Origin of the sequence: Variovorax sp. OV700, from assembly GCF_900099805.1 — a bacterium.
GTDB lineage: Bacteria > Pseudomonadota > Gammaproteobacteria > Burkholderiales > Burkholderiaceae_C > Variovorax.
In genome coordinates, this window is the sequence record NZ_FNDR01000015.1 from 121,694 (window position 1) to 140,133 (window position 18,440).

Annotated in this window: 18 protein-coding genes; 12 read left to right on the forward strand and 6 right to left on the reverse strand. The window is 65.1% G+C overall.

Going from position 1 to position 18,440, the window contains the following annotated elements; all coding sequences use genetic code 11:
* Positions 1-7: 7 nt before the first annotated feature.
* The 4 genes from BLR24_RS26795 to BLR24_RS26810 form a co-directional block, all read right to left on the reverse strand.
* On the reverse strand, positions 8-820 hold the full coding sequence (locus tag BLR24_RS26795; protein ID WP_093023107.1) for an ABC transporter permease: 813 nt from the start codon (positions 818-820) through the stop codon (positions 8-10).
* Positions 817-1,683 carry an ABC transporter permease gene (locus BLR24_RS26800; RefSeq protein WP_093023109.1) on the reverse strand — a complete coding sequence of 289 codons (867 nt, stop codon included), beginning with the start codon at positions 1,681-1,683 and terminating at the stop codon, positions 817-819. The genes BLR24_RS26795 and BLR24_RS26800 overlap by 4 nt, the downstream gene beginning before the upstream one ends.
* Positions 1,680-2,717, reverse strand: coding sequence for an ABC transporter substrate-binding protein (locus tag BLR24_RS26805; protein ID WP_093023111.1), 1,038 nt, complete (start codon positions 2,715-2,717; stop codon positions 1,680-1,682). Before BLR24_RS26805 ends, BLR24_RS26800 begins: the two co-directional genes overlap by 4 nt.
* A gap of 68 nt (positions 2,718-2,785) precedes the next feature.
* A complete protein-coding gene (locus BLR24_RS26810; RefSeq protein ID WP_093023113.1) occupies positions 2,786-4,303 on the reverse strand; it encodes an amidohydrolase family protein in 1,518 nt (505 codons plus the stop codon).
* Between the two features lie 183 nt (positions 4,304-4,486).
* Between BLR24_RS26810 and BLR24_RS26815 the strand changes: the two genes are divergently transcribed.
* The gene (locus BLR24_RS26815; protein WP_093023115.1) at positions 4,487-4,684 is read left to right on the forward strand and encodes a hypothetical protein; all 198 of its coding nucleotides are present in this window, start codon (positions 4,487-4,489) and stop codon (positions 4,682-4,684) included.
* A gap of 3 nt (positions 4,685-4,687) precedes the next feature.
* Entirely contained in the window at positions 4,688-5,413 is a 726-nt protein-coding gene (locus BLR24_RS26820) for an alpha/beta fold hydrolase (RefSeq protein ID WP_093023117.1), read from the forward strand.
* Here BLR24_RS26820 and BLR24_RS26825 read toward each other — a convergent pair.
* Both BLR24_RS26825 and BLR24_RS26830 read right to left on the reverse strand, forming a co-directional pair.
* Complete coding sequence (locus tag BLR24_RS26825; RefSeq protein ID WP_093023119.1) at positions 5,385-5,843, reverse strand: (2Fe-2S)-binding protein; 459 nt, start codon at positions 5,841-5,843, stop codon at positions 5,385-5,387. The two genes, BLR24_RS26820 and BLR24_RS26825, sit on opposite strands and share 29 nt — an antisense overlap.
* 11 nt (positions 5,844-5,854) lie before the next feature.
* Entirely contained in the window at positions 5,855-8,047 is a 2,193-nt protein-coding gene (locus BLR24_RS26830; RefSeq protein WP_093023121.1) for a xanthine dehydrogenase family protein molybdopterin-binding subunit, read from the reverse strand.
* A 182-nt stretch (positions 8,048-8,229) separates the two neighbouring features.
* On the opposite strand from BLR24_RS26830, the gene BLR24_RS26835 reads away from it, so the two are divergent.
* The 10 genes from BLR24_RS26835 to BLR24_RS26880 all read left to right on the forward strand — a co-directional run bounded on the left by BLR24_RS26835 (position 8,230) and on the right by BLR24_RS26880 (position 18,366).
* A complete protein-coding gene (locus BLR24_RS26835) occupies positions 8,230-8,937 on the forward strand; it encodes a Crp/Fnr family transcriptional regulator (protein WP_254787600.1) in 708 nt (235 codons plus the stop codon).
* A gap of 175 nt (positions 8,938-9,112) precedes the next feature.
* Complete coding sequence (locus BLR24_RS26840) at positions 9,113-10,009, forward strand: nitrilase family protein (RefSeq protein ID WP_093023125.1); 897 nt, start codon at positions 9,113-9,115, stop codon at positions 10,007-10,009.
* 56 nt (positions 10,010-10,065) lie between these two features.
* Positions 10,066-11,229 (forward strand): substrate-binding protein, encoded by a 1,164-nt coding sequence (locus tag BLR24_RS26845; protein ID WP_093023127.1) that lies wholly within the window; start codon positions 10,066-10,068, stop codon positions 11,227-11,229.
* Between the two features lie 32 nt (positions 11,230-11,261).
* Positions 11,262-12,095, forward strand: coding sequence for a branched-chain amino acid ABC transporter permease (locus tag BLR24_RS26850; RefSeq protein WP_093023129.1), 834 nt, complete (start codon positions 11,262-11,264; stop codon positions 12,093-12,095).
* Positions 12,088-13,869: an ABC transporter permease subunit gene (locus tag BLR24_RS26855; RefSeq protein ID WP_093023131.1), complete on the forward strand. Its 1,782-nt coding sequence runs from the start codon at positions 12,088-12,090 to the stop codon at positions 13,867-13,869. The genes BLR24_RS26850 and BLR24_RS26855 overlap by 8 nt, the downstream gene beginning before the upstream one ends.
* Positions 13,866-14,573, forward strand: coding sequence for a branched-chain amino acid ABC transporter ATP-binding protein (locus BLR24_RS26860; RefSeq protein WP_093023133.1), 708 nt, complete (start codon positions 13,866-13,868; stop codon positions 14,571-14,573). The genes BLR24_RS26855 and BLR24_RS26860 overlap by 4 nt, the downstream gene beginning before the upstream one ends.
* A 4-nt stretch (positions 14,574-14,577) precedes the next feature.
* A complete protein-coding gene (locus tag BLR24_RS26865; protein ID WP_093023136.1) occupies positions 14,578-15,579 on the forward strand; it encodes an asparaginase in 1,002 nt (333 codons plus the stop codon).
* Between the two features lie 20 nt (positions 15,580-15,599).
* Positions 15,600-16,733 (forward strand): transporter substrate-binding domain-containing protein, encoded by a 1,134-nt coding sequence (locus tag BLR24_RS26870; RefSeq protein WP_254787602.1) that lies wholly within the window; start codon positions 15,600-15,602, stop codon positions 16,731-16,733.
* A gap of 4 nt (positions 16,734-16,737) precedes the next feature.
* Complete coding sequence (locus tag BLR24_RS26875) at positions 16,738-17,355, forward strand: ANTAR domain-containing response regulator (protein WP_093023140.1); 618 nt, start codon at positions 16,738-16,740, stop codon at positions 17,353-17,355.
* A gap of 63 nt (positions 17,356-17,418) precedes the next feature.
* On the forward strand, positions 17,419-18,366 hold the full coding sequence (locus tag BLR24_RS26880) for a LysR family transcriptional regulator (protein WP_093023142.1): 948 nt from the start codon (positions 17,419-17,421) through the stop codon (positions 18,364-18,366).
* The last annotated feature ends 74 nt before the right edge of the window (positions 18,367-18,440 follow it).

Consider the following 18,440-nt stretch of genomic DNA (forward strand, 5'->3'; position numbering starts at 1 on the left):
GCGTCGTTCATGCGCGCCCGGTCCAGCGCGCCAGGCGGCGCTCCAGCGCGCGGGCCGAGGCGTTCATGAGCCAGCCGACGAGGCCGATCACGAACATGCCGAAAATGACCAGGTCCATCTGGAAATGCTCGCTGCCCTCGATCAGCGTGTTGCCGATGCCGCGGCCGGCCACCAGCAGGTATTCGGCGCCGATGGTCGCGAGCCAGGAATAGATGAGCGCCAGGTAGACGCCCGTGAAGATCGAGGGCAGGGCGGCCGGCAGCACCACCTGCGTGACGGTCTGCCAGCGCGTGTAGCCGTAGACGCGTGCCACCTCGAGCAGGCCGGCCGGTGCGGTGCGAATGCCGTCGCAGGTGTTGACCACCACTGGCACCAGCGCGGCCAGCGAGAGAAACACCACCTTGGCCACGTCGCCGAGGCCGAACCAGACAGAAATCAGCGGAATCCACGCGAACAGCGAGATCTGCTTGAAGGTGTTGAAGCTCGGGCCGACGATACGGTTGAAGAGCGGCGACAGCCCCAGCAGCGCACCGAGTACGAGGCCCGACGCGGTGCCGATCAGAAAGCCCGTCGCTTCGCGAGCCAGGCTGGCGCTGAGGGCGCGCCAGAGACGTCCGCTCGCCACCTGGTCGACCGCGGTGTCGAAGACCTTGGCCGGCGAGACCAGCAGCGCCGAGTTCACGACATCGAGCGACGACAGCAGCCACCACAGCACGACCGCCGCCACAGGCAGCACGAAGCCGCGCCAGCGGCTGCGCTGCTCCGGCCGAAGGGGCTGCACGGCGGCCAGCTCGGCCGCGTCCCGCGTGGCCGTGCTCATCGCGCGGCTCCGCCGGGTTGGCGCTGGTGCACCGCGGTTTCGAGGCGGTCGAGCAGGCGGTCGATGGCATAGCCGATGGCGCCCACCACGATCACGGCCGCCATCACCAGGTCGAGCTGGAACAGCTGCCGCCCATAGACGATGAGGTAGCCCAGCCCTTCGCTGGAAGCCACCAGCTCCACCACGACCAACGAGAGCCAGGCCTTGGTGAAGCCCAGCCGCACGCCGGTGAAGAGCGTGGGCACGGCGTGTGGCAACACGATCTCCAGCACCTGCTGGCGCCGGGTGTAGCCGTAGACCTGGCCGACTTCGCGCAGCGCGAATGAGGTCTGCCGAAAGCCCTGCAGCGTGTTGAGCGCCACCGGCACCAGCGCCGCCTTGGCGATGAGGATGTACTTCAGCGGTTCGCCGATGCCCACGATCAGCAGCACGAACGGCAGCCAGGCCAGCACCGGGATCTGCACCAGCGCATTGAAGGTGGGCAGCACATAGGCCTCGAAGCTGCGCGACAGGCCCATGGCCGAGCCCAGCGCCAGTCCCAGAAGTGTTCCGGCCGCGAAGCCGACCCCCACGCGCGTGAAACTGGTGCTCACGTGCAACCAGAGATCTCCGCTCGTGGCCAGGTCGCGCAGCGTTTCCCACACGAACTGCGGCGGCGGCAGCACCTGCGGCGAGATCCAGCCCTGCTCGGCGCCCGTGTACCAGAGCGCGAGCAGGGCAATGGGCAGCAGCCAGGGGAGCGCGCGATCGCCGATGCGGCGCCAGGGCAGCCGCGCCAGCACTGGCACGAACGTGCGCGCCGCGGACGCGGGCGCACCTTCGCGCGGACGCAAGACAGCCGCCAATTCTGCTTCCGCGCTCATCGTGAAGCGACCGACTGGCCCACCTTCGGCTGTCCCTTGGCGTCGTAGGCCGTCCAGTAGTTGTCCAGCCCTTGCTTCTTCAGTGCGTTCTTAAGGTAGCGCGTGTCGAACCAGTCGTCGACCGACACCTCGCGGCGGATCAGCTTGAGCTTGAGCGCGTCGGCCACCACGGCCTTGTAGCGCCCGATGATGAAGTCGTCGGCCAGCGGCGAGTTGCGCACCGCGAGTTGCTGCTGGTCGAACTCCGCCGCCCAGGACGCGACCGGCGTGCCGCTGCGCGCCCAGATGCGGAAGAGCTCATCGCGGTTCTTCTCGTCCGACGACCAGCGCGCCGCCCGCACGAACACGTCGACCACGCGCTGCACCTCGGCCGGGTTGGCCTGCTCGAAGTCTGCGCGCACCAGAAGCGAGGCCTGGCGTGTGAAGGCCGGATCCTGTCCCTGCGTGGAATACACGACTTTGGCCAGGCCCTGGTCGCGCACCTTGAACCACTCGTAGCCACCGAAGGCCGCATCCACGCCGTTCGACACCAGTGCGGCCTGCGCGCTGCCGGTGTCGAGGTTCACGCCCTTGATGTCGCGCTCGGCCAGTCCGTTGGCGGCCAGCACGTTGATGGCCACGAGGTGGCCGTTGGTGCCCCGGAAGATCGAGACCGTGCGGTCCTTCAGGTCCTTGATCGAGCGGATGTCGGACTTGGGCGGCGCCACCAGGTACAGGTTGTTGCGCGCGCCGCTCGCCAGCAGCAGCTTGGTCTTCAGGCCGTTGGAGCGTCCGACGATCGAGGGCAGATCGCCCTGGTAGGCGAAGTCGATGTGCTTGTTCGACAGCGCCTCGTTCACCGCCGGCCCGGCGCCCTTGAAGAACAGCCATTCGACCTTGATGCCCGTCGCCTTGAACTCGTCCTCCAGCCAGTTGTTGACGCGTGCGACGCCGCCCGGCGAGCCGCCCCAGGTGACTGGATCGCCGCCGCCCGCGGTCGCAACGCCGATGCGGATGGTGTCCGGGGCCGCCTGTGCAGGCAACGCACCGGCCATCAGCGCGAGAAGGCCAAGCGGTGCCGCCCAACGGCGCAGGCGAGCGAGCAGGGGGCGTGCCGTGCCGTTCACTTCGCGCCTTTCAGGCCGAGCTTGCGCCCGACTTCGGTGCCTTCGAAGAAGCGCGGATTGGCTTCGGTGTAGAAGCGGTGCGGGTTGTCGAAGACAAAGGCCTTGAAGTCCGCGGCCGAGATCAAGCCCTGCTGCACCAGGTCCCAGGTTTCTGCCAGCGGCTCGGTGAACTCGGGCACGTCCCAGTGGCCCACGTCGGACGACCAGATCGCGTTGATCTTCGTGCCCAGCGGATTCACCTTGGTGTTGAAGGCCGCGGCCACCGTGCGGTCGTCGGCCTCGGAGCCGAAGTAGAAGTTGTTGACCCAGCGGTCGCGGATGTCCTCGACCTTCTCGATGCCGGCGAGCGCGAAGTCGTCGATCTCCGATTCATTCGGCTCGCGGCTGTGCGGCAGCGCCGAAATGCCGAGGCTGTCGCGCAGCAGCTTCGACTTGTCGAGCGTGCGGCCCTTGAGCAAGTTGGCGCCGTAGCGTTCGAACAGCGAGGCGAGCAGCTCGACGTCGGCTTCCGCGGGATCGTAGTTGCGCACCGCCTTCTTGTTGCGCTTTTCCCAGCGGTCCACGAGGTGCGTGTAGACGTGCGCGCCCCAGTCGGCCCCGCCTTCGAGCAGGCCCACGCGCAGGCCCGGAAAGCGCCGCGTGACGCCGCCAAAAAACAGCGCCTTGGCAAAGGCCTGCGAGCCATCGGCGAAGTGGCCGATGTGGTTGTTCATGTAGTTGCTGATCGACTGCCGGCCCGTCCATCCCTGGCTGCCGTAGTGCGTGGTGACGGGCACGCCGAGCTCCACCACCTTGGCCCAGAAGGGGTCGTAGTCGTGCTCGCTGTCGATGCCGTAGAAGTCGATGTAGCCGGTCTGCTTCGCGATCTCCGGGTGCTCCTTCGCCGGATATTTCTCGGCGATGGCGCGGATCGGACGACGCACTCCTCCCGCGATGTTGATCACCTTCAGGCCGAGCGTCTTGACCGCGAATTCCAGTTCCTCGATGCCTTCCTGCGGCGTGTGCAGCGGGATGCCCGCCACCGGCGTCAGGCGGTCGGCGTACGGTCGGTACTGGTCAGCATGGAAGTGGTTGATCGCGCGGTGCAGCGGCTGGCGGTATTCGCTGCCGGCCGCGGCCGGCGAGAGCACGTCGTTGGGAAACAGGATCGAGTAGTCCGAGCCTTGCTCGCCCAGGCGCTCGTAGAGCAGCGCGGGCAATGTATAGGTAGCCAGGTCGTAGGTGTTGCGCGTCACGCGGGCCCACCACGGCGCGCGCAGCGTGCGGTGGAACTGGCGTTCCTCGGGCGTCTGCTGGTACCAGTCCTTGCCGCCGCCGTTGCGCGTGACGAAGCGCCCGCCCAGGGCCTTGCGCAGCGCGTCGACCAGCTTGTTGCCGCCGTACTGCGCCACGTAATCCTCGAGCACGGGAGCGTAGTCGTTGACGTGGACATCCGTGTCGATCACGGGATGGTCGAGGCCGGCTTTCACGGCGGCGGAGCGCGATGCGTGCACGCGGTTCAAACGATCGTTCATCTGCGGGTTCCTTGGAGGGGAAGGGGACGCCGCAGGCTACGCGCGGGCTGCGCGCTCGGCAAAGAAGGCTTTCGGAATTGCATAGCCGGCGGGCGCATAAGGGGCGGCCGCACGGCCCTTGGCTCTTCGATCGCCCGCGGGCGAGGACTGGCTATCGGCTATCGGGTCGGCCTGGTTGCGCCTGTGCTCGCGCTGCTGCTGGTGCCGCTAACCCTTGGCGTGCATGCGCCATGGCTCGCGGACGCCGCGTCGTTTCAGAGTGAGCTGAATCATTGCTTGGCCAACCTTGCGTTCATCGGTGGCTTGTTGTGCACCGCGGTCGCGCCGGTCGGCAGATTTTCCATCGATGCGCACCGACGCATCGGCGCGAACAGGAGATAGGACATGGGTAGCGGAAGTAGCGGCAATAGAGGCGGTTCTCGCAAGAAAGCGCTGATCGGCGCATTCCTCGCGCTCGGTGCTTTGACCGCAAGTGGTGTGAACGCGCAGATCATCTCTGGCGGCAACGAGACAAAACAGTTGTCGATCGCGTCTGTCGATGGCGCGGCCGGCGAGACGAAGCATCGGCAGGCCTTCGTGAACGGGGTGCGACTGCACTACTTGTATGCCGGCAAAGGACCGGCGGTCGTCCTTCTGCACGGCTGGGCCAACACCGCCCATGCCTGGCACCATGTGATTCCTGCGCTCGCCTCCCGATACACCGTGATCGCACCCGATCTGCGCGGCATGGGCGACTCCTCGAAGCCCTTGACGGGCTACGACCGGGAGACCGTGGCCAAGGACATCCTCGACCTGCTGGATCAACTCGGGGTCGAGCGTGCGCTCGTCGTTGGCCATGACCTCGGTGCGCGCGTCGGGTTCGAGCTGGCCGCACACCATCCCGAGCGGGTGAGCAAGCTCGTGGTGCTGGACGGGGTGGTTCCAGGAAGGGCTCGTCGTGCCCAAGGATATGCAACGTGTTGTGAGTCTTTCGGCCGAGTAGCTGCTTCAGACGGATGGCAGAAGGCTCGAGGCGGAGGAGACCGGTGCTTTCTCCTGGTCGAGGAGCAGGAAAGGCTGGCGCGGCTCACGCCCCGACGTGCTAACCCATCATCGCCGCAGCTGCCTTGATGGCTTCGCGGATGCGGCCGTAGGTGCCGCAGCGGCACACGTTCTCGATGGCATCGATGTCGGCGTCCGTGGGATTGCGGGTGCGCCGCAACAGATCGACTGCCGCCATGATCTGTCCTGGTTGGCAGAAGCCGCATTGCGGCACGTCGAGGTTCATCCAGGCCTGCTGTACCGGATGCAGCGTGGTTCCGTTGGCCAGACCTTCGATGGTCGTCACCTGCCGGCCACGCACGTCGGCCACCCGTGTCGAGCAGGCGGTGACCGCCTTGCCGTCCACATGACAGGTGCAGGCCTTGCACACGTTGATGCCGCAGCCGTACTTCGGGCCAGTGATGCCGAGCTTGTCGCGCAGCACCCACAGCAACGCCATGTCGTCGGGTGCCTCGACGTCGACGTTGCCGCCGTTCACCTTGAAAGATTGCACAGGCATGATGGAGCTCCTCAGGTGCGGACCGGCACGGTGACCGGCGTGGGCAGCTTGCCCGGGGGGATGGGGGTGAAATCGACGGGAAAGTTCAGCGGAAAACTTCGCGGCTTCTTGCCGGTTGCGCGTGCATAGGCATTGGCGATTGCGCCCGAGCTGGCCGACAAGCCGACTTCGCCCAGACCGCCAATGGCCTCGCCACTGCTGGGCGGCATGATGATGACCTTGACGTCCTTCGGGTAGTTCTTCATTCGCGCAAAGTGGTACTGCGAGTAGCTGCCTTCCAGCGGCAAGCCGTTCTGAATGTGCAGGCCGGCCGTCAGCACGATGGAGATCGATTCGCACAAGCCGCCCTGCATCTGCGCCTCGATGCCCGAGGGGTTGATGGGCGTGCCGACATCGATCGCGATGGTGGCGCGCGTCACCTTGAGGTCGGTCGGCACCCGCGCGTCGATCTCGACGATACAGGCCGTGAAAGACTTCGACTCCTGGTGCACACCCACGCCCTGCGCAAAGCCCGCCGGCATGGCCTTGCCCCATTGCGCAGCCGCAGCTACCGCCTTGAGCACCGCGCGTGCGCGCGGCAGGCGCAAGTATTCAAGACGGAAGGCGACCGGATCCTTGCTCAACGCCCGGGCCATCTCGTCGACCAGGATCTCTTCCACCAGGCGCGAAGGCTGGATGTGCACCGAACGGTAGGAGCAGGTGTTGATGTCCATTGCCACTGGCGTCAGCAGCTTGGTGGTGACGCCGAAGTTGTACGGCGAGCTGACCATGGTCTTGAACATGGTCTGCTCGACGGCGAAGTTGCCTACCGTCTGCGGAAAGCCATTGGGCAGCGCGATGGCCGCGGCTCCCAGCATCTCGCCGAAGCCATGGCGCGTATCGAGCCGCACGCCGGCGATGCGCTGCTCGAAAGAGATGACCTGGCCCAGCAGCATCGTCGCGCGCGCCCGATGAAACATGGGCGGGCGCACGCGGCCATGGCGCATGTCGTCGGTGCGGTGGTACATCAGGCGGCAGGGGCGGCCCAGCGCCTTGGAGATCTGTACCGCTTGCAGCGTCGCGTCCCAGAACAGCCGGCGCCCGAAGGAGCCACCCGAGGGCACAGCATGCACCTTGACCTTGTCTAGCGGCAAGCCCAGATCGGCTGCCACCGCTTGCTGCGTGACGATCGGGCTCTGCAGGCCGGACCAGATCTCGGCCCGGTCGGCGCGCACATCGGCGATGGCGCATTCTGTTTCCATCGGGCAATGCGAGACCGCCGCGAACTCGAACTCGCCCTCGACGGTCAAAGCGCCCAGCGGCGGCAGCAGGAAGGGCAGCAGCGCGGATTTCAGCTTCTGCTGGATGCTGGCGTTGGACTCGCCGGCGACCGCGCCTGCGGTCCAGGTGACGTCGAGCGCATTCACCGCGGCCCAGGCCTGCCCGAATGTCTCGGCCATCACCGCCACGCCGGGCGGCGTGGGCACGATGCCGTTCGTGGCGGGAATCGGCGCGATGCCCAGAACGCCCGGCATGCCCATCACCGCGGTCGTGTTGTTGATACGTACGAACTGGCCGTTGATGGTCGGTGGCCGGCACACCATGGTGGGCTTCGCGTCGGGCACGGCTTGGTCGAGCGTGAACTTCTTGCGTCCGGTCACGATGTCCAGCGCGTCGAGCCGCGTCACGCGCTGGCCGACCACCGCGCTTCCGGAGCCCGAGGGCTGCCCACCCAAACCGCCGAGCAGCGGCATGCCCGCATGCAGCGACCGCACGCTCGACGAGCCGCCGGTGAGTTGGTTGTAGAACAGCTCGGGGCTGGCGTCGGCGGAGCCGACCTCGATCGCGTTCAGCGGCAGCCCCAGCTTGTCCGCCAGCATCATGGCGGCGGCGGTCGCGATGCCCTGGCCCGATTCGAAGCGCGGTAGCTCCAGACGGACGCGGCCGTTCCCGATGTTGCTGACCTTGACCAGCGGCATGGTCGGCAGTGCGGTCACCGTCACTGCATCGCCGATGTCGAGCTGGTCGGTCGTGTCGGGTGGCGTCATCGGCAGTATCGCGGCGTGGGCGGACGACGGGGCAGCCAGCCCGCCGAGTCCGGCGGCGGCCGACAGCAGAGGCGCTGAAGCCGCGTAGCCCAGCAGATTGCGCCTGCGCATGCCCGGCGATTCGTCATCGTGATGCGGTGCACTCGTGGGGCCCGCGTCGGATTCCGGATGTTCCATCCTTGTCTCCTGTCTTCTGGTTGTGGCGAACAGGAGTCAATATGTCATGATCGCGGCGCCAAAAATGTCGTTTCAGAGACATTACTTACGGGCGTGCTCGCCGGCCTCCATGAAGGCCCGGCGCGCACAGAGGAGCGAGCAACCAACATGCGAGTGGGGAAGCGCGTATGCCGTCGAAGGCCATGGAGAGCATGCTCCGCGAGAGCTTATGGGCGCAGACCCTGACGGCCGAGGAGCTCGACCGCGTGGTGCGCGAATCGCACGAGCGCGAGGTGCCGGTCGGCGGCTTCGTCATGCGCCAGGGCGGGCCGGCCGATCTCTGGTTCGGCATCATCGAAGGCCTCGTGAAGATGTCGGTCTCGCAGGCGGATGGCCGCGTCTCCACTTTCACGGGCGTGACCTCCGGCGGCTGGGCCGGCGAAGGCTCGCTGCTGAATCCCGGCCCGTGGCGGTACGACGGCGTGGCCATGCGCCCGACGCGCGTGGCCTGCGTACCGCGCCACACCTTCGAGCGCCTGGTGTCGACGAACCTCGATTTCAATCGGTTCCTGCTGTCGCACATCAACGCTCGCCTGAGCCTGTTCATCGGGCTCATGGAGTTCGACCGCTTGCTGGGCCCCGACGCGCGTGTCGCCCGCTGCCTGGCCAGTCTGTTCGACCCGATTCTTTACCCGCAGGCGAACAGCTTCGTGCGCCTGAACCAGGATGAGATCGGGCTCTTGTCGGCCGTCTCTCGCCAGCGCGCCAACAGGGCGCTGCATGAACTCGAGCGCGCAGGCTTGCTGCGGGTGGAGCATGGCGGCGTCGAGGTGATCGACCTTGGAGGCCTGCGCAGCTACCTTGGGGAAGAAGGAGCCAGGAAGCTTGCCAGGGTTTACTCCAACAGATGAGTTTCAAATTTCCATTGACATGATCCGATCATCTTCTTAACCTTCAGCCTCACGACAGCAACCGGTTAGGTTAGTTTGCCGTCGGGCAGCAACAGCGCTGCTTCACATACCGGCTATTGAAGCCCTCGATTTACGCGAAAGCGTCGTCGAGGGCTTTTTCGTTTTTGGAGCTCAGATGACGATGGTTCGAACCGCCGAAGAGGCGAATGTCTTCCCAGACGTGAAGGTGGCCAGCCTCCAGATGGCACCGCGGATTGGCGACAAGGCTGCCAACCTCCAGCGGTCGGTCGCCCTCATCGAGGAGGCGGCGCGGCACGGCGCGGTGGTTGCGGTGTTGCCCGAGCTGGCGAACACCGGCTACGTGTTCGCCTCGCGGCAGGAGGCTTTCGCCCTGGCCGAGCCGGTGCCGGACGGCGAGAGCTCGCAGGTGTGGCTCGAGGTGGCGCGCCGCTGCAAGATCCACGTCGTTGCTGGCATCGCGGAGCGCGTCGGCGACCGGCTCTTCAACGCCGCACTCGTGGCCGGCCCCCATGGCTACATCGGCACTTACCGCAAGCTGCATCTCTGGGGTGACGAGCATCTTTTCTTTGAGTCCGGCGACCTCGGCCTGCCGGTCTTTCATACCGAGATCGGACGATTGGGCGCCATCATCTGCTACGACGGGTGGTTCCCCGAGGTCTACCGGCTGCTGGCCATGCAGGGCGCGGACTTCGTGTGCATGCCGACCAACTGGGTGCCCATGCCGGGTCAGGTCGAAGGGCATGCGGCAATGGCCAATACGTTGGCGATGGCAAATGCGCACAGCAACGGCCTGAACATCATTTGCGCCGACCGGGTCGGCACCGAGCGCGGCCAGCCTTTCATCGGCCAGAGCCTGATCGTCGGTGCGCAAGGTTGGCCTGTCGCAGGCCCGGCCAGCCGCGACAGCGAAGAGATTCTGTATGCGTCGATCAACCTCAGGAAGTCGCGCAGCGCGCGACATCTCAACGTCTTCAACGATGTCCTGCGAGACCGCAGAGACGACATCTACGACCCCATGCTCGGCACCGGCTGGAAACTGCCGCGCCACTGATTTCCCGTTCCACCCACTCGTCATTCAACCCGCTCTTCACTCAACGAGGTTTCGTCATGCAAACATTCCAACGCCTTTTTCGCCTGAGCGCCGTCGCCGCCATGGCCGCCATCACCGCGGGTGCCTACGCGGCGGACCCTATCAAGATTGGCGTGGCCGTCGGTCTTTCCGGTGCCAACAGTGTCGTCGCGCCGGCCGTCGTGCAGTCGTCGCAACTGGCGGTGGAAGAGATCAATGCTGCCGGCGGCATCCTCGGGCGCAAGGTCGAACTGGAGATCGTCGACGACGCATCGGGTGCCGTCGGCGCACAGAAGGCCTTCGACACGCTGGTGTTCCAGAAGAAGGTTGCCGCCATCATCGCCATGGAAACCAGCGCCGCGCGCAATGCCGCGCTGCCGATCGTGAGCAAGGGCAAGGTGCCCTACATCTACACGTCGTTCTACGAAGGCCGTTCCTGCAACAACGCGATGTACGTCAACGGCTGGGTGCCGGAGCAGCAGGTGGCGCCGGTGGTCGATTATTTCCTGGCGAGCAAGAGCGCCAAGACCTTCTTCCTCGTCGGCAACGACTATTCGTTCGGGCGTGGCATGCTGAACTTCACGAAGAAGTACATCGAGCAGAAGGGCGGCAAGGTCATTGGCGAAGAGTTCCTGCCGATCGACGGCAGCGACTGGACATCCGTCATTTCGAAGATCCGCTCGGCCAAGCCCGATGCGTTGATCAGCGCGACCGCCGGCGGTGCACCCAATGTTTCGCTGGCCAAGCAGCTCAAGGGAGCCGGCATGACGCTGCCCTACGGCAACCTGGCCATCGATGAAGGCACCGCCAAGACCATGGGCGATGCGGCCAGCGGCATGTACATGTCGGCCTCCTATCTGACGAGCATCGATACGCCCGAGAACAAGAAATTCGTGGCTGCCATGACGAAGAAATTCGGCACCGAGTTGAAGACGCCCAACGAGCTGTCCGAGCCGCAATACGAGGCGTTCTACCTGTACAAGGCAGCCGCCGAGAAGGTGGGCTCGACCGATGCGGCCAAGGTGATCCCGGCACTGGCCGAGGCGTCGTTCAACGGTCCGCGCGGCACGGTGCAGATGAACAAGAGCCGCCACACGCCGCTGTCGATGCGCCTCGGCCAGGTTCAGGCGGACGGCTCGGTCAAGATCCTCGAGACCTTCGCCAATGTCGATCCGGGCGCACAGTGCCCGAACCTCAACTGAAGCGGGAACCGTAAAAGTCGCAGGAGACATTCATGGTGCTTCTATTGGACCTGCTGACGACGGCGGCCATGCTGTTCATCGTCACGGCGGGCTTGATGATGATCTTCGGCGTGATGAAGATCGTCAACTTCGCGCATGGAGCTCTGCTCACGCTGGGCGGCTACGCGAGCTATGTCATCACGCAACTGAAGCTCGATCCGTGGCTCAGCTGGCCGCTGGCCTTCGTGGCGGGAACGGTGGTCGGCATGGCCGTCGAACAACTGATCGTTCGGCCGTTGTACAAGCGGCCGCTCGACGCCATCCTCGCGACCTGGGGGCTGGGCATCGTCATCGGCCAGTTGATCGTGATGGCATTCGGCCGTGAGGTGCAGTTCGTCGATTCGCCGATGTCGGGCACCTGGTCGTTGTTCGGCATCGACTACTCTGCGTACCGGCTGCTGCTGGTTCCCGTCGCCATCGTGATGTGCCTGCTGCTGACCGGATTGCTCAACGGCACGCGGTTCGGCATCCGGACCCGCGCCGTGATCATGAATGAAAGCCTGGCCAGCGGTCTCGGCATTCATGCAGGCTGGGTGCGCTTCGTCACCTTCAGTCTCGGCGCAGGGTTGGGCACCCTGGCCGGCACCATGATCACGCCACTGTCGAGCGTCGATCCGAACATGGGAATGACCTGGTTGGTCAGCGCCTTCATGCTGGTCATGGTTTCGGGCCACTCGATGGTGAGCCTGATGTTGACCTGCCTGGTCTTCGGCGCTTGCCAAGTGCTGGTCAGCACCTATGCCAGTCCGGTCCTCGGCGGCCTGACCATCGCGGTTCTCGCGGCCGTCACGCTGCGCATCCGCCCGAAGGGTTTCGCACATGGCTGAAGCCGATCAAAGACCTGCGCGCTCCGCGCGTGGCCTGCTGGTCCTGGGCATCGTGGGCATCCTGCTCATCGCGATCGGGCCGTGGGTCTTCGACACCTACTTGCTCAATATCCTGATCAAGTCGTTCTTCTTCGCCATCGCAGCCATCACCGTCGATGTGCTCTGGGGTTACACGGGCTACCTGACGTTCGGGCAGTCGGCCTTCTTCGGCATCGGCGCCTATGCGGCCGGGCTCGCGTTCACACATGGCGGGTTCTCCGCCTCGACGGTGTTTCTCGCCATCGGCGCGGCCGTGCTGGTGACGGCGGCCGTGGGCGCGCTCGTCGGGTGGCTATCGTTCTATCGCGGTGCATCGCCGTTTTTCGCGACGGTCATCTCTCTGGTGCTGCCGATCGTGCTGACGCAGTTGCTGCTGACCGGCGGCGAGTGGACAGGATCGAGTTCGGGGCTCACCGGCTACCAGACATTCGATCTCTCGCTGGAAGCCTGGTACTGGGTGTCCGGCGGGGTGCTTGTCGCCGCGGCGCTGCTCGCATGGAAGGTGGTTGGCAGCGATGCGGGCCGGGTCCTGGCCGCGATTCGCGACAACGAATCGCGCTGCTCCTACCTCGGCATCGATGCATCGCTCGTGAAGATCGGCCTGCTGGTCGCGACCGCCGTCATCGCGGGATTGGCCGGCTTCGGCTACGGTTCGTTCAGCGGCGTCGTGGCACCCGAACTCACGGGCTTCGTCTTCGGCACCGAACTCATCATCTGGGTGGCGCTCGGGGGGCGCGGCACGCTGTGGGGACCGTTGATCGGCGCGGTGCTGATCAACGTCGCGACCGCCTACCTGAGCGGCAGCATGCCATTCGCGTGGCAACTCATCCTGGGGGTCGCATTCGTGCTTGTCATCGTGCTGTTTCCACAGGGGCTGGTGCCCTTGCTGCTGAAGCCACTGGGCCTGGGCCGGCCGGCTGCGCGGGTGCTCGCGCTGGTCGAGCGACCGGTCCGTGCATGGACGGCAGACGCGGGCAAACAGGCGTTGACGATGCGCGGCGTGGCCAAGAGCTTCGGGAGCCTGAAGGTCTTGCAGGGCATCGACCTGGAGGCGCATGCGGGCCAGTTGGTCGGCCTGATCGGCCCGAACGGTGCGGGCAAGACGACGCTGATGCGCTGCATGAGCGATGGCGCCGATCGCAGCGCGGGTACGGTCGAGTTGTGCGGGAACGACATCGGTCTGCTGCCGCCCAATGCATGCGTGCGTTTCGGGCTGGGCCGCAAGTTCCAGAACGCGAATGTGTTCGAGTCGCTGACCGTCGCAGAATGCCTGCGCATCGCGGGCACCATCCTCGAGTCACCATCGCTCTTGCGCAATGACAGTGCGCTGCGGCTTCCGCCGTATGCACTCGACGTGGTGCGCACCACCGGGCTGGACCACAAGCTGAACGTGGTGGCCAGGGATCTCTCGCATGGCGAGCAGCAAGCGCTGGAGCTGGCGATGGTGCTGGCCTTGGAACCGCGCATCGTGCTGCTCGACGAGCCGACCGCCGGCCTGACCAAGACCGAGCGCACGCAGATCGGCAAGGTGCTCTCGTCGCTCGCGCATCGCTACCACCTCTGTTGCTTGCTTGTGGAGCACGACCTTGACTTTGTCGAAGAGATCGCCACGCGCATCGTGGTGCTGCACCAGGGCACGATCCTCATGCAGGGCAGCTTCCAGGAAGTGGTGAACTCCGACCTCGTCAAGACCATCTATGCCGGCAGCGCGCACGCGGCCAAGGAGGCTGCATGAGCCAGGCTGCCTTGCAAATGAATGCCGTCACCAGCGGCTACAAGGCCTCTGTCGTTCTTCGGAGTGTGTCGCTCACCATTCGGGCCGGCGAGGCCGTGGCGCTACTGGGCAAGAACGGCATGGGCAAGAGCACCTTGCTGAAGACGGTGATGGGCTACCTGCCGAAAAAGTCCGGCGCCATCCAGTTGGCGGGCGGCGACATCACACGCTTTGCGCCGCACAAGATTGCGCGGCTGGGCATTGCCTACGCGGCGCAGGAGCAGGCGCTTTTCGCAGACCTCAGCATCCGCGACAACTTGCGGCTCGGGCTGGTGAAGGAGTCGACCTTCGACGAGCGCTTTACGGAGATCGAGCCTGTGTTCCCGGTGTTCAAGACACGGCTCAGGCAGTACGCCGGCACGCTTTCGGGTGGCGAGCAGAAAATGCTTTTGCTGGCGCGTGCGCTGATGATGCGGCCGTCTGTGATCCTGCTGGACGAGATCACCGAAGGACTGCAACCCTCGGTCATCGATCGGTTGGCCGATGCACTGCTGTGGGAGCGTGAAAAGCGCGGCACGACCATGCTCATCGTCGAGCAGAACGTGCCATTCGCCCTGAAGGTCGTCGACCGGTTCGTCGTGCTGAAGCAGGGAGAAATCGTCGATGAAGGCAACGCCTGCGCCGACGAAGCCATGGAGAAGGTCTTCAATCACCTACGAGTCTGAACTCATGACCAGTTCCAACCGCATGGCGCTACCCGTTTGCCAGTTCATCTCGACCGGCGGCACCATCGCCATGAAGACCGACCCTGCCGGGAACGCGCCGGTGCCGGCGCTGTCCGGCGACGACTTGCTCGCCCGCGTTCCGGGCCTCCAGCGCATCGCGGACCTGCGCGTGCAGAACTTACTCAACGTGCCGTCCGACTACATGGGCCCCGCGGAGTGGGTGGCGCTGCACGGCGCGGTCGAAGCAGCGCTGGCGCAGGACGACGTGGCGGGCGCAATCGTTTCGCACGGCACCGACACGCTGGAAGAAACGGCCTGGTTCCTGGACCTGACGATCGCGAACGACAAGCCCGTGGTGTTGACGGGCGCCCAGCGCAATGCGTCGGATCCCGATGGCGACGGACCGCGCAACCTGCTCAATGCCGCGCGCGTCTGCATTGACCCGGAGGCCCGCGGAAAGGGCGTGATGGTGGTCCTCAACAACCAGATCAATGCGGCGCGCGAAGTCACCAAATCGCACACGTCGGACGTCGAGGCGTTCAAATCCGGAGACTTCGGCTTGCTCGGCACCGTGGACGACGACAAGGTGATGTTCGCCCGCAAGCCGCAGCGGAGGCAGCAACTCCCGCTGGCCGGTACGGCACTGCCGGATGTGGCGATCGTTTCCATGTACGGTGGCGCCGATGGCTCGATGATTCGCCATGCGACAAGCGCCGGGGCCCAAGGCATCGTCGTGCAGGCGCTGGGCTGGGGCAACGTCAACCTGGCCATGTACGAGGCGATCGGGGAGGCCATCGATGCCGGAGTTGCAGTGGTGATCTCCACGCGCGTACCCAACGGACGGGTACGGCCTATCTACGGCTTTACAGGCGGTGGCAAGACGCTCAAGAATGTCGGGGCGACGTTTGCGGACAACCTGAGTCCGCACAAGGCCAGGATCCTCCTGATGCTGGCGCTGCAGACAGCGCAATCCGCCGTCTCGCTGCAGGCCTTGTTCGATCGTTAGGATCACCCAGGATGGCAACCATGAGTACATCAGCCGCCGATTGGCGCATTGGCGTCCTGTTCTCCCGCTCCGGTGCCACTGGGGTGACCGAGTCGGAGCACTTTTTCGGAACGGCCCTGGCGATCGAGGAGATCAACGCGATGGGCGGCGTGCTCGACCGCAAGCTGGCGCCGGTGGTCTACGACCCCAAGGGCGACTCTGCAGAGTACCGGCGCCTGGCGACGCGCTTGCTGATCGACGATGAAGTGAACGTGATCTTCGGCTGCTCCCGGTCGTCGAGCCGCAAGGCGGTGCTGCCTGTCGTCGAACGGAACAACGGCCTGCTCTGGTACTGCTCGTTCTACGAGGGGTTCGAGTATTCACCGAACGTGATCTATACCGGCGCCTGCCTCAACCAGAACAGCATGCAGCTGGCGGCCTACCTGTTGCGCAACAAGGGGTCGCGGTTCTTTCTGGTCGGCGCGGACTACATCTACCCGCGCGAATCCAACCGGGTGATGCGCGACATGGTCGAGCAGCATGGCGGAGAGATCCTCGACGAGGTTTACCTGCCGGTCGAGGCCGGGGAAGCGCAGCTCGAGGAAGTCGTTCGCGACATCGTCCTGCTTCAGCCCAGCGTCGTTTTCTCGACGCTGGTCGGCGAGTCCGCGCGGCAGTTCTATCGCTTGTACCGAAAGCACGGACTCGATCCCAAGAGCATTCCCATTGCCAGCCTGTCCATGGCGGAAGAAGAGATCCGGCTGATCGGCGCCGACCTGTGCGAAGGCCACATCACTTCGGCAACGTACTTCAACTCACTGGACAACGAGAGCAACGAGCGCTTCGTTTCGCTGTGGCACGCCCGCTTCGGCGACCGTCCCACCAGCACCTGGTCCGAAATGGCGTACAGCCAGGTTCACCTGTTCGCGCGCGCGCTGCAGCGCACAGGCAGCCTCGACACGGCGCGCCTGGTGCAGAGCGCCCACGCCGTGACCTTCGATTCGCCCGAGGGCCTGCTGTCCATCGATGCCGACAACAACCACTGCGCCCTGACGCCGCGCATCGGCGTGTGCCGCAGCGACGGCCAGTTCGACATCGTCTGGGAGGGGAAGGAGCCGATCAAGGCGGACCCCTACCTGTCGACCCTCGGCTTTTCCGAGTTCTGGCTGGATTGACGCCATGAGCAGTCTCCGCCGTCTGTATGAAGACCTTCGCAGCATCAGCGTTGCCGTGGTGTACCCGCCCGGCGAGGAACGCGACGTGCTGATCGACCAGCTCAAGCGCATCGGTTGCCGGCTCCACGTCGCCTGGCCGTTTCCCGGTACGCCGCCGACGGCAGACGTCATCTTTTTCCAGGTGTCGCAGGAACTGCAGGGCAGCGCGTCCTGGAGCGCCAGCGTGATCGACGCGACGCTGATCGCACTGTCGGATTACGAGAGCCCGACCACCCTGAAACTGCTGCTCGACACCAGCGCGCATGGCGTGATCACGCGCCCGTTTCGATCGGCAGGTGTGCTGAGCACGCTGGTGCTGGCACGCTCCGCACAGAGTTTCCAGGCACGGCTCCAGAGCAAAGTCCTGAAACTCGAAGACACGATCAAGTCGCGCCGCCAGATTGAAAAAGCCATTCGCCTGCTGTCGGATAGCCAGCAGCTTTCCGAGACGCAGGCCTACGAGCACATGCGCGCTCGCGCGACCAAGCTCCGGATCACCGTGGCCGAGGTTTCCGCGATGATCATCGATGCACACGAGGCCATGGAGAAGCTCGGGTTGGGGAATCCCAATGCCAAGCGCTGATCAACCTTTGGCGGTGCATCAGCCACTTCCAAAGGCGGCAGCGGGACGGCTACATTGCGCACCATGGATCGCCTTGAAAACATAGAGACTTTCGTTCGTGTCGCCGAGACCCAAAGCTTCGCGGAAGCGGCTCGGCAAATGCGTGTTGCAAAGTCGGTCGTGACGAGCCGGATCAAGCAACTCGAAGACTACGTGGGCGCGCCACTGTTTCACAGGAGCACGCGGATGGTCCGCCTGAGCGATGTCGGGCAAGCCTTCCTGGGTGACTGCGTCGGCCTGATCGGACGTGCCAACGATGTGTTCGACCAGATGCGGGGTGCGCGTGCGGGGCCGTCGGGCGTGCTTCGCATCCATGCATTGACGGGCTTCGTGCTGGGTCACTTCGCCTCCTTGCTCAAGGATTTCCAGGTGACCTATCCCGACATTCGCTTGGAGCTGATCGTCAGCGATGTGGTCGTCGACCCCGTCAAGGCCGGGGTGGACTGCGCGCTCCAAATCTTTCCCGCCGCTTCCACCGAGTTGGTCTCGCGACCTCTGTTTCCGGTCAGGCGCGTGTTTTGCGCCACCGCGCAATACCTGCGCGCGGCGGGTTCGCCCGAAAGCCCGCGTGATCTCCACAAGCACGCCCTTGGCCTCTACTCGGGCTATCCGACGCGGGATCGCTGGACGTTCCGCCATGGCGAGGAAGAAGTGACGCTCTACATGAACGCGGCACTGCTGAGCAACAGCGTGCACCTGCTGCGCGAGTACGCGCTCGAGCATGCGGGAATCGTCTGCCTGCCCACGCTGGTGGCCGGCGAGGCGATCCTCAACGGCGAGTTGCAGGTCGTCCTGCCAGATCATCAACTGTCTTCGTTCTCGCTCAGCGCCGTCTACGCGAGCACGTCGCGCAATGCCTTCAAGCTCAAGCTCTTCATCGAGCACATCGCTGCCGCCTTCAGCCGCGTGGCGCCATGGGATGCACGCTTGATCGAGCGCGGCATGCTGCCGCCGACGTTCTTCTCCGACTGAGCGTTCCCGGGGGTTTACCCGCACCATTGACCGGATTTTCCGAACAATGCGGCGGGCGTTTGGTGCCTACCGCG

What these genes read in the sequence shown, in the direction of transcription:
- BLR24_RS26865 (WP_093023136.1), top strand. Translation starts at nt 14,578, where the DNA reads ATGACCAGTTCCAACCGCATGGCGCTACCCGTTTGCCAGTTCATCTCG.
- BLR24_RS26855 (WP_093023131.1), top strand. Translation starts at nt 12,088, where the DNA reads ATGGCTGAAGCCGATCAAAGACCTGCGCGCTCCGCGCGTGGCCTGCTG.
- BLR24_RS26845 (WP_093023127.1), top strand. Translation starts at nt 10,066, where the DNA reads ATGCAAACATTCCAACGCCTTTTTCGCCTGAGCGCCGTCGCCGCCATG.
- BLR24_RS26835 (WP_254787600.1), top strand. Translation starts at nt 8,230, where the DNA reads ATGGAGAGCATGCTCCGCGAGAGCTTATGGGCGCAGACCCTGACGGCC.
- BLR24_RS26860 (WP_093023133.1), top strand. Translation starts at nt 13,866, where the DNA reads ATGAGCCAGGCTGCCTTGCAAATGAATGCCGTCACCAGCGGCTACAAG.
- BLR24_RS26840 (WP_093023125.1), top strand. Translation starts at nt 9,113, where the DNA reads ATGACGATGGTTCGAACCGCCGAAGAGGCGAATGTCTTCCCAGACGTG.
- BLR24_RS26820 (WP_093023117.1), top strand. Translation starts at nt 4,688, where the DNA reads ATGGGTAGCGGAAGTAGCGGCAATAGAGGCGGTTCTCGCAAGAAAGCG.
- BLR24_RS26825 (WP_093023119.1), bottom strand. Translation starts at nt 5,843, where the DNA reads ATGCCTGTGCAATCTTTCAAGGTGAACGGCGGCAACGTCGACGTCGAG.
- BLR24_RS26810 (WP_093023113.1), bottom strand. Translation starts at nt 4,303, where the DNA reads ATGAACGATCGTTTGAACCGCGTGCACGCATCGCGCTCCGCCGCCGTG.
- BLR24_RS26795 (WP_093023107.1), bottom strand. Translation starts at nt 820, where the DNA reads ATGAGCACGGCCACGCGGGACGCGGCCGAGCTGGCCGCCGTGCAGCCC.
- BLR24_RS26805 (WP_093023111.1), bottom strand. Translation starts at nt 2,717, where the DNA reads ATGGCCGGTGCGTTGCCTGCACAGGCGGCCCCGGACACCATCCGCATC.
- BLR24_RS26875 (WP_093023140.1), top strand. Translation starts at nt 16,738, where the DNA reads ATGAGCAGTCTCCGCCGTCTGTATGAAGACCTTCGCAGCATCAGCGTT.
- BLR24_RS26800 (WP_093023109.1), bottom strand. Translation starts at nt 1,683, where the DNA reads ATGAGCGCGGAAGCAGAATTGGCGGCTGTCTTGCGTCCGCGCGAAGGT.
- BLR24_RS26870 (WP_254787602.1), top strand. Translation starts at nt 15,600, where the DNA reads ATGAGTACATCAGCCGCCGATTGGCGCATTGGCGTCCTGTTCTCCCGC.
- BLR24_RS26880 (WP_093023142.1), top strand. Translation starts at nt 17,419, where the DNA reads ATGGATCGCCTTGAAAACATAGAGACTTTCGTTCGTGTCGCCGAGACC.
- BLR24_RS26850 (WP_093023129.1), top strand. Translation starts at nt 11,262, where the DNA reads ATGGTGCTTCTATTGGACCTGCTGACGACGGCGGCCATGCTGTTCATC.
- BLR24_RS26830 (WP_093023121.1), bottom strand. Translation starts at nt 8,047, where the DNA reads ATGGAACATCCGGAATCCGACGCGGGCCCCACGAGTGCACCGCATCAC.